Annotated in this window: 9 protein-coding genes; all 9 read right to left on the reverse strand. The window is 50.4% G+C overall.

The window, feature by feature from the left end:
- Positions 1 to 200: 200 nt before the first annotated feature.
- From leuS to ftsY, 9 genes are read right to left on the reverse strand one after another with little or no spacing between them, the layout of a single operon-like run.
- Positions 201 to 2,612 (reverse strand): leucine--tRNA ligase, encoded by a 2,412-nt coding sequence (gene leuS / locus Q0418_RS02825; RefSeq protein ID WP_298482042.1) that lies wholly within the window; start codon positions 2,610 to 2,612, stop codon positions 201 to 203.
- 52 nt (positions 2,613 to 2,664) lie between these two features.
- Entirely contained in the window at positions 2,665 to 2,991 is a 327-nt protein-coding gene (locus tag Q0418_RS02830; protein WP_298482044.1) for a hypothetical protein, read from the reverse strand.
- A 37-nt stretch (positions 2,992 to 3,028) separates the two neighbouring features.
- Positions 3,029 to 3,397, reverse strand: a complete 369-nt coding sequence (gene rsfS, locus Q0418_RS02835) for a ribosome silencing factor (RefSeq protein ID WP_298482046.1) — start codon at positions 3,395 to 3,397, stop codon at positions 3,029 to 3,031.
- Positions 3,398 to 3,456: 59 nt separating this feature from the next.
- Complete coding sequence (locus Q0418_RS02840) at positions 3,457 to 4,698, reverse strand: LCP family protein (RefSeq protein ID WP_298482048.1); 1,242 nt, start codon at positions 4,696 to 4,698, stop codon at positions 3,457 to 3,459.
- Between the two features lie 10 nt (positions 4,699 to 4,708).
- Positions 4,709 to 5,293: a bis(5'-nucleosyl)-tetraphosphatase (symmetrical) YqeK gene (yqeK, locus tag Q0418_RS02845; protein WP_298482049.1), complete on the reverse strand. Its 585-nt coding sequence runs from the start codon at positions 5,291 to 5,293 to the stop codon at positions 4,709 to 4,711.
- Between the two features lie 18 nt (positions 5,294 to 5,311).
- On the reverse strand, positions 5,312 to 5,917 hold the full coding sequence (gene nadD, locus Q0418_RS02850) for a nicotinate (nicotinamide) nucleotide adenylyltransferase (RefSeq protein WP_298482051.1): 606 nt from the start codon (positions 5,915 to 5,917) through the stop codon (positions 5,312 to 5,314).
- A complete protein-coding gene (locus Q0418_RS02855; protein ID WP_295214183.1) occupies positions 5,917 to 6,204 on the reverse strand; it encodes a YhbY family RNA-binding protein in 288 nt (95 codons plus the stop codon). The genes nadD and Q0418_RS02855 overlap by 1 nt, the downstream gene beginning before the upstream one ends.
- A complete protein-coding gene (locus Q0418_RS02860; protein ID WP_298482054.1) occupies positions 6,191 to 6,793 on the reverse strand; it encodes an XTP/dITP diphosphatase in 603 nt (200 codons plus the stop codon). The genes Q0418_RS02855 and Q0418_RS02860 overlap by 14 nt, the downstream gene beginning before the upstream one ends.
- A gap of 2 nt (positions 6,794 to 6,795) precedes the next feature.
- Positions 6,796 to 7,665, reverse strand: a complete 870-nt coding sequence (ftsY, locus tag Q0418_RS02865) for a signal recognition particle-docking protein FtsY (RefSeq protein ID WP_298482058.1) — start codon at positions 7,663 to 7,665, stop codon at positions 6,796 to 6,798.
- Positions 7,666 to 8,360: the final 695 nt, after the last annotated feature.

An 8,360-nucleotide genomic window follows, 5' to 3' on the forward strand; every position in this document is an offset into this window, starting at 1 on the left:
CCCTTTGCCACTACGGCAGAGGCTAATTTTCCATCTGACCCAAGGTCAGACTTCCAATCTATATCACCAGAATCCTGCATAAAACAGGATATCGGGGACTAGCTCCATCTGTCACCAGCAAACATTTTTTGCAATGTAATCTATTATAGCATGTCTCACAGAATTTGTCAAGCAGTTTTTTCGAAAAACTTATCTTTTTGTTATTTTACCACAAAATTGACCAGTTTCTTTGGTACATAAATTTGTTTCATGATCGTTTTGCCCTCGACAGCTTCTGCAATTTTCGGTTCTGCGGCTGCCTGTGCCAGAACAGCATCCTTCTCGGCATCTGCGGCAATCTCCAGCTTTGCACGAACCTTGCCGTTGATCTGTACCACGATCTCAATGGTATCATCCACGCACAGTGCCTCGTCATAGGTCACCCATTCCTGTTCGCTGAGTATGCCCTCACAGCCGATCACCTGATACAGCTCCTCCGAAATATGGGGTGCAAAGGGATACAGCAGCACCAGGAAGTCCCGGAATTCCTTCTTTGTGATGGAACCGACTGTATAGATGTCATTGAGCAGCGTCATCATTGCCGCAATGGCAGTGTTGAACTTCATGGCTTCGATATCCTCAGACACCTTCTTGATGGTCTTGTGCATATTGGATCTCAGCGCATCGCTGTAGCTGTCGCTGTCCACCAGCTTGTCCTGCAATGCCCAGATACGGTCAACGAAACGCTTGCAGCCCTTGACGCTGTTGTCACTCCATGGCGCAGCCTTTTCATAGTCACCCATGAAGAGGACGTACAGCCGGAGTACATCGGCACCATAGACATCCACAACATCGTTGGGGTCAACTACATTGCCTCTGGATTTGGACATCTTTTCCCCGTCCGGTCCCAGGATCAGACCCTGTGCCGTTCTCTTGGCATAAGGCTCGGATGTGGGAACCAGTCCCAGATCATACAAGAACTTGTGCCAGAAACGGGAATAGATCATGTGGCGTGTCACGTGTTCCATTCCGCCGTTATACCAATCCACAGGCATCCAGTATTGCAGCGCTTCCTGGCTGGCGAATTCCTTGTTGTTGTTGGGGTCACAATAGCGCAGGAAGTACCAGGACGAACCTGCCCACTGAGGCATGGTGTCAGTCTCCCGCTTTGCAGCGCCGCCGCACTTGGGGCACTTGCAGTTTACAAAGGAGTCGATCTTTGCCAGCGGACTTTCACCGTCCGTGCCCGGCTCAAAATTCTCCACCGGCGGCAGACGCAGAGGCAGTTCCTCATAGGGCACAGCCACCATGCCGCAGGTCGGGCAGTGTACAATGGGAATCGGCTCACCCCAGTATCTCTGACGGTTGAACGCCCAGTCCTTCATCTTGTACTGAACGCCCTTTTCGCCGCAGCCCTTTTCCTCCAGAATCTCCAGCATTTTTGCAATGGCATCCTTCTTGTTGGTAATGCCGTTGAGCACACCGGAGTTGACCATTTCGCCGTCACCGGTATAGGCTTCCTTGGAGATATCGCCGCCCTTGATGACCTCGATGATATCAATGCCGAACTTCTTGGCAAAATCATAGTCACGGGTATCGTGTGCCGGTACTGCCATAATGGCGCCAGTACCATAACCCATCATAACATAGTCCGAGATGTAAATGGGAATTTCCTTGCCGGTAATGGGATTGATACCAGTCAGACCCTCGATTTTCACACCAGTTTTGTCCTTGACCAGCTGTGTACGCTCGAATTCACTCTTCTTGGCACACTCTGCCTTATAAGCATCCAGTGCATCGATATTGGCAATGCTGTCACGATACTTCTGGATGATGGGATGCTCCGGTGCAATAACCATGAATGTCACGCCGTAGAGGGTATCCGGACGGGTGGTGTAAATACGCAGTGTCTCGTCATGCTCCTTGATAGAGAAATTCACAAAAGCACCGGTGGATTTGCCGATCCAGTTTTCCTGCTGGAGCTTTACATTGGGCAGATAGTCTACCTCATTCAGTCCCTCCAGGAGCTTGTCTGCATATTCAGTAATGCGCAGATACCAGACTTCCTTTGTTTTCTGGACAATATCACTGTGGCAGATATCGCACTTGCCGCCCTGGGAGTCCTCGTTGGAGAGAACGACCTTACAGCTGGGGCAGTAGTTTACCATAGTTTTATCCCGGAACACCAGTCCCTTTTCGAACATCTTCAGGAAAATCCACTGGGTCCACTTGTAATAATCCTCATCTGTGGTATCAATTACACGCGACCAGTCGAAGGAAAAGCCCACTCGCTTCAGCTGACCGGTGAATTTCTTGATGTTGTTATCCGTTACGATTCTCGGATGTACGCCAGTTTTGATGGCAGTATTTTCCGTGGGCAGACCATAGGCATCGAAGCCGATGGGGAACAGGACATTATAGCCCTGCATCCGGCGTTTCCGGCTGACAACCTCCAGACCAGAGTATGCCTTGATGTGTCCTACGTGCATACCGTGTCCCGACGGATAGGGAAACTCTACCAGCGCATAGAATTTCGGCTTGGTATGATCCTCGCTGGCACGGAATGTACCGTGTTCTTCCCAGTATTTCTGCCACTTGGGTTCCACAGCGGCAAAATCGTATTTGTTGCTCATGTATATCATTCCTCTTTTTTAATTGATTCCTCTGATGCGTTTCTCCAAAAAATTATTTTCTGAAGAACGCTTTCACATTTTTCTCAAACGCCAGCACAGCCGCAGCGCCTAAATCCAGCAGACCTTCCAGCAAATAAAACCACTGACCACGGAAATTGCTGATATTATCTCCTACGTGCATCAAAAACATGATTACCAGGAACACTGCTACAATATAGTTAATATACGGTACACGGCTCAGCATCAGCACCAGTGCCACAACGGACACGATCAGCATGATCAGATTTGACGCACTGAATCCCAGAATCAGGTTCAGTACCGATTTTACGATCAGATACAAGCCGATTCCAAAGACCCATTTCTTCCCGGTTTCTGCCATAGTTCTCATCCTTTCTCAAAAAGAGACAGAACTGCCCTCAGCAGCCCTCCTGCTTCGTCCACGCCGAAATATCCACCGGCTCGCCGTCTGCCCAGAGACGTTCCAGCTGATAGAAATCACGGGTCTCTTTATAAAAAATATGCACGATGATATCGGAATAATCCAGCACCACCCAGTTGGAACCGTTGCCCCGACCTTCCCGGTGGGTGGGTTCCTTTCCCTTCAGGGAAAGCTGATATTCCACTTCATCTGCCAGCGTCCGGGTGTGGGTCGTGCTGGTACCATTAGCGATGATAAAATAGTCGCCAAGAATGGTCAGATCGTTGACACGAAGCACCTTGATATCCTCCGCACGCTTGCTGTCCAGTGCTTTTACGATGGTTTCTAACATTTCCTGCTGCGTCATAATAACTTCCTTTCTGTTCTGTATTGAATATAGGTGAAATTGAAATAAGTTCAATTGGTTTACTGCGCACCGTCTTCTGTGTCACCCTCATGGATATCTGACAGATTTTCCTGCGTGTCATCATAGACCGTCGCCTGATATTCGCCCTCGGGAACAAGTTCCACAATGGCACTCTCCTCCGGGTAGATCTCGTTCTGATACGGGCGGAAATAGCCGTTCAGGAGATCAATGGTAGCAGACTTGTGGATGGAATAGACCGACTGGCTGCTTCCGTCTCCTGGATAATACGTTGACCCCTCACCCGGCACCATAAAGACATTGACAGAATCCATGGTCAGCCGTGTGGAAGCGAAATCCGCCACCATGCTGATCTGTTCCAAAGACAGATCCGTTGCGATCCACTGATTTTTGTAGATCTTCTGCATGGCGCTCATCAGTTCTGTCTGGCTCATATTCAGCATTTTTTCCATAGCTGCCGCCAGGAAGATGCGCTGTGCTTTCACACGACCGATATCCCCTTCCGTATAGCCATGGCGGAACCGGACAAACCACTCAGACTGCTGACCATCCAGCACCTGTTCTCCTTCTGGAAGAATCTTATCCGCCTCATAGACGATCTTCTCCGGCAATGTAATGGGGATACCGCCGATGGAATCCACAATATTGGCAATGTCATCACAGTTGAGCTTGACATAGCAGTCTACATAAATGCAAAAATTGTCTTCAATGGCATTGACCACACGCTGGATAGGTGTTACGCCGGTCTCCTGACCGCTGTGATAAATACTGTTGAATTTTGCAGTGGAGTAGGACGCATAGTCCGGCATGTAAGAGTCCCGAGGTACCTGTAAGATATTCATGGTCCCGGTGATCAGATCAAACTGGAAGATCCAGTTTACATCAGAAAGTTCGCCGCTTTCGTCCATGCCCAGGAAGAGGATAGTATATTGTCCCTCAATGGTCTGCTCCAGATCCAACCCGTCATTCATATCCGAATCCAGGTCGCTCTTGAGATTCAAGACAGAGGCATCTGCGGAATCCACCTTGGAAAGAGTACCTTCACGCTCCACAAGAGGCTGCCACAGCTTCCAGTATTTCACAATGGACACCTGCTGGGTCGTAATGGTATTGCCCTCGATTTTTTCGTAGTTGATAATAGGCACATTGAGCACCATCACCAGGATCAGCGCAAGACTGACAGCAATGCTGGCAACAATGACCACAATATCCTTTACGCTGTTTTTCTTCTGTTTCGGCGTATAATATCCATATTCATTCTGGGATCGTTTTTGCTTTCTCATACTGGTAAATTCATCCTTTCTGTTGCTGGAGCTTTGTGACATATTCATTATACGCTTCCACAGTGTGATGTGGGATCAGTGCCTCCCGCCGGAGCAGCTTCTGCAAAGAAACCTCCAACCCGTAGCACATACCTTTCGCAAGACTTTCCCAGGTTTTCTGCCGCATGACATCCACATCGGGATAATCCCGTTCCTCGGAGATCATATCTGCCAGATAGACGATCTGCTCCAGAACCGACATACCAGCTCTTCCAATGGTATGATACCGCACTGCATAGAGAATATCCGGATCTGTCACACCGAAGGTATCCCGGAGCATTTCCGCCCCGGCAATGCCGTGCCACACCTTAAACGCCTTGCGTTCCTCTTCACACACATCCATGGACGAGCGCATCATCAGGGTATACTGAACATCCTGGGGTTCCTCCTTGCAGATATCATGCACCAGACCCGCAAAGCGTGCCTTTTCCGGATCCACACCCCCGAAGTGTTCTGCCAGGGCTGCGCTTGCCGCAGAGACATTGACCGAATGTGCAAAGCGTTTCGGTGAAAGGTGCCGTTTCAGATACTGCCGATATTCCTCGATATTTTCCATGCAAACGCAGTCTCCCTTCTACTCCTGTTGATACAGCTCATGAGATACTATATATTGTACTACTTTTTCCGGCAAATAGCAAGAAAAATCTGTTTGATTTTTGCAGCTTTCCCGAATTTTTGTAGAAGATATGGTGTAAACATCCGCACTACACAAAAATATTTTGCCATATTGCAATAAAAACTGCTGCTGCGCCTCCAGTGCATCCCTGTCATCTGCCTCACGGGAGACCACACCCAGCCCGGCATACTGCAAAATTTCCTGCCACCGGTGCCAGCGGCAGAAGGACAGGAACATATCGCTGCCCACCAGAAGTACCAGTTCCGCATCCGGGTACTGCTGCCGGAAATACCGCACTGTATCCACGGTATAGCTCACGCCCTCCCGTTCCAGCTCACAGCTGTCCACGGAACAGCCGGGTACCGTCTCTGCCGCCAGCCGGCACATGGCGAGACGGTCTGCCGCCGATGCCATTTCTGTATGATGCTGCTTAAATGGCGACACTCGTGCCGGCACCAGGATCACCTGATCCAGCCCCAGACATGCTTTTGCCGTCCGGATCAGGTGCAGATGTCCGTTATGGATGGGATTGAAACTGCCGCCGAAGATTCCGATCCGGCGCATCAGAATTTTACGACCGGTTCTTTGGGATTACGCTTGAACAGCACAAACCGATTTCCGATGACCTGTACCACATCGGATTCTGTTTTCTCCGCCAGTTCATCTGCCGCTTCCCGGGCATCCAGCGGGCAGTTGTCCAGCACATGCAGTTTGATCAGTTCACGCTTATGAAGCGCATCCTTTACCTGCTGTACCAGTGTATCGCTGATGCCGCCTTTTCCCACCTGAAAAATTGTCTCATATGTGCTGGCAATGCCGCGCAGTGCCGCACGCTGTTTACTTGTTAGCATATCCACTCTCACTTTCAAAATACTGTTTCAGCTGTTTCAGAGCATTGCCCCGATGGCTGATCTCATTCTTTTCCGCATCTGTCATCTGTGCCATGGTCTTTTCACCGCAGCAGAATACCGGGTCATAGCCAAAGCCGTTTTCGCCCAGAGGTTCCGTTCCGATATAGCCCTCGCAAGTGCCTGTGAAAAACTGTTCCTTTCCGTCCTCGTCCACATAGCACAACACGCACACAAACCGTGCCGTCCGCTGTTCCCGGGGTTTATTGCCCAGCAGCTCCAACAGCTTTTCATACCGCTGGATATCTGTGGCATTTTCTCCAGCAAAACGATGGGAATATACGCCCGGTGCACCGTCCAGTGCATCTACCATAAGACCGCTATCGTCTGCGATCACGGGACAGCGCAGAGCTTCATAGACAGCACGTGCTTTCAGCGCTGCATTTTCCTGAAATGTCGTACCGGTTTCCTCTACCTCGGCAGTAAATCCAGCTTCTTTCTGAGAAACCGCCTCCAATCCGAAGGGTGCCAGAATAGCACAAATTTCCCGGAGCTTTCCGGCATTGTTTGAAGCAATGACAATTTTCTGCATCTTTATGCCTCCTCTGTAGGTTCAAAAAGTGCCTGTACGAAATCTGCACCACGAAACGGCTGAAGATCGTCTATTTTTTCGCCGACACCCACCAGCTTCACCGGAATACCCAGTTCATTGCGGATAGAAACAATAATGCCGCCCTTTGCAGTGCCGTCCAGCTTTGTCAGGACAATACCTGTGATATCGGCAACTTCCTGGAACAGCCGTGCCTGATTGACTGCATTCTGTCCTGTGGTGGCATCCAGCACCAGCAGAATCTCCCGGTGGCATCCCTCGGCTCTTGTCTCAATGATACGATTGATCTTCGCCAGTTCCTGCATAAGATTTTTCTTGTTATGCAGACGGCCAGCAGTATCGCAGATGAGCACATCGCAGTCCCGTGCCTTTGCCGCATCAATGGCATCATATACCACCGATGCCGGGTCAGAGCCTTCAGCGTGTTTGACAATATCTACGCCGGCACGCTGCGTCCAGACCTCCAGCTGATCAATCGCCGCTGCACGGAATGTATCCGCCGCTGCAACAATAACCTTTTTGCCTTCGGATTTCAACTGATGGCACAACTTGCCGATAGTAGTGGTCTTGCCTGCGCCGTTGACACCGATAACCATGATGATCGTGGGCTTTGTGGGATATTCCAGCGCTTGATCCTCGCCCAGCATTTCCGTAATGATCTCCTGAATCATGCCCATAATCTCCTTGGGATCTGTAACGCCGCGTTCCTTGACACGCTTGCGCAATGTTTCGCAGATCTCCACAGAAGTTTCCGGTCCCAGATCGCTCATGATCATAGTCTCTTCCAGTTCGTCGAACAGGTCGTCGTCAATTTTCGTGAAGTTCCCCAGCACCTGCTGCATACGGGACATCATGGCATCCTTTGTCTTGCGCAGACCATCCCGTATCTTCGCAAAGAAGCCCTTTTTCTCCGGCTGCTCCGGTACTGCCGTCTCCGGAATTTCCTCCGGTTCTTCTGCCGGTACTTCTTCCTCCGGTTCAGCCGCAGGCGCTTCTGTGATCTCCGGTGTTTCTGTTTCCTCCGGTTCTGTTTCCGGTACTTCGGGAGCCGTTTCCGTTTCTTCCGGCGTTTCCTCCGACATATCGGATTCCGGCGCATGGTCGGTTTCTTCCTTTGTCACGATTCCGGCAGCCTCAAGCGCCGCCTGACGTGCCAATGCAATTGCCTCTTTTCGCTGTCCCGATTCCTGGACAGCTTCTTCCGCAGCCTGACGTGCCCTTTCCACCTCGTCCTGTTCCTTGACGGCAAGTGCTTCCAGTGCCGCCGATGCGATTTCCTCCGCCTCATCCTGTTCCGCAGCATCCGGCTGTACCAACGGTTCCTCAGCCGGCTTTCCCGTGCCCCGTTTCCAGAACGGTACGTTTTTCTCTTTATTTCTCTTACCAAATAAGCCCATAAATACACCTGTCCTTTCGCCTGAAATCCGGGATTGTCTCCCTTTGTTCTCTTTATTCGGTTTCGTTGCAAATGTCCCACCGGGACATTTGCAAGGCTTAACTTACTGAAATGGTTTCACAAGGCGGGGCGGTCTTGTTCGCCCCGCCTCGA

Source organism: uncultured Ruminococcus sp., from assembly GCF_937915125.1.
Classification (GTDB): domain Bacteria; phylum Bacillota; class Clostridia; order Oscillospirales; family Ruminococcaceae; genus Ruminococcus_C.

What these genes read in the sequence shown, in the direction of transcription:
- leuS (WP_298482042.1), bottom strand. Translation starts at nt 2,612, where the DNA reads ATGAGCAACAAATACGATTTTGCCGCTGTGGAACCCAAGTGGCAGAAA.
- Q0418_RS02830 (WP_298482044.1), bottom strand. Translation starts at nt 2,991, where the DNA reads ATGGCAGAAACCGGGAAGAAATGGGTCTTTGGAATCGGCTTGTATCTG.
- rsfS (WP_298482046.1), bottom strand. Translation starts at nt 3,397, where the DNA reads ATGACGCAGCAGGAAATGTTAGAAACCATCGTAAAAGCACTGGACAGC.
- Q0418_RS02840 (WP_298482048.1), bottom strand. Translation starts at nt 4,698, where the DNA reads ATGAGAAAGCAAAAACGATCCCAGAATGAATATGGATATTATACGCCG.
- yqeK (WP_298482049.1), bottom strand. Translation starts at nt 5,293, where the DNA reads ATGGAAAATATCGAGGAATATCGGCAGTATCTGAAACGGCACCTTTCA.
- nadD (WP_298482051.1), bottom strand. Translation starts at nt 5,917, where the DNA reads ATGCGCCGGATCGGAATCTTCGGCGGCAGTTTCAATCCCATCCATAAC.
- Q0418_RS02855 (WP_295214183.1), bottom strand. Translation starts at nt 6,204, where the DNA reads ATGCTAACAAGTAAACAGCGTGCGGCACTGCGCGGCATTGCCAGCACA.
- Q0418_RS02860 (WP_298482054.1), bottom strand. Translation starts at nt 6,793, where the DNA reads ATGCAGAAAATTGTCATTGCTTCAAACAATGCCGGAAAGCTCCGGGAA.
- ftsY (WP_298482058.1), bottom strand. Translation starts at nt 7,665, where the DNA reads ATGATGTCCCGTATGCAGCAGGTGCTGGGGAACTTCACGAAAATTGAC.